Origin of the sequence: Chryseobacterium sp. KMC2 (assembly GCF_016756935.1) — a bacterium.
GTDB classification, from domain to species: Bacteria; Bacteroidota; Bacteroidia; order Flavobacteriales; family Weeksellaceae; genus Chryseobacterium; species Chryseobacterium rhizosphaerae.
On the sequence record NZ_JAESIT010000054.1, the window covers coordinates 1 to 860 of the forward strand.

Here is an 860-nt window from a genome sequence, read left to right on the forward strand (position 1 = left end):
AACCAGGGAGATAAAGATGATGCCTACAGGGTACAGTTGATCTGGGACTACCATAGTAAAATAAATGAAGAGAAGTTAAAAGATTCCTGGAAACGTACCCAGGCCGCTTATCCGTCGTTGAGACTTCGTTTTGACTGGAATGGTGAGATCGTACAGGTTATTGATAAAGAAGGCGAAGTAGACTGGCGCTACCAGGATATCAGTGAAATGAGTAAAGAGGCTCAGGAAACCCTGATCGGAGAAATCACACAGAAGGATCGCTTTGAGGTGTATGACCTTACCCAGGGAAGTCTTTTCAGGGTGTATCTATTCAAAAGAGGAGATCGTCACTACAGCTGTTTATTCAGCAACCACCATGCGATTCTGGATGGCTGGAGTATGCCTATCATTCTCAATAGCATCCATGACCATTACCTGGGTCAGCTTAAAGGGGAGGCTCTCTCTCCGGCAGCAGATTCTGCCTATGCTTTGACCCAGCAGTACCTTCAGTCCCACAAAGAGGACAGTGCAGAGTTCTGGAATACGTATATGGGCTTACTGGAAGACCAGGAAGATCTGAGCAGTTTAGTAAAAGAAGACCAGCGTCATATTGACTTAGGAACTTACCGTCATATCCAGGATCATCAGCATATAAAAATGCAGATTGAGGGTGTTCAGTACCATACATTGAAGAGCTTTACCAAAGAGCATGGCTTTACGGTGAATGCCGTACTTCAATACCTGTGGCATAAGCAGCTGAGTATTTACAGTGGTTTAGGGACGAGTGTTGTAGGGACAACGGTTTCAGGAAGAAGCTTACCGGTTGATGGGATAGAATCTTCAGCGGGATTATATATCAACACGCTGCCATTGATTGTGAG

At 45.0% G+C, this 860-nt stretch carries 1 protein-coding gene; it reads left to right on the forward strand.

The genetic code is table 11. The features are described from left to right. The coding region (locus tag JML65_RS23755) for a condensation domain-containing protein (protein ID WP_202272624.1) at positions 1-860 on the forward strand (860 nt) is incomplete at both ends.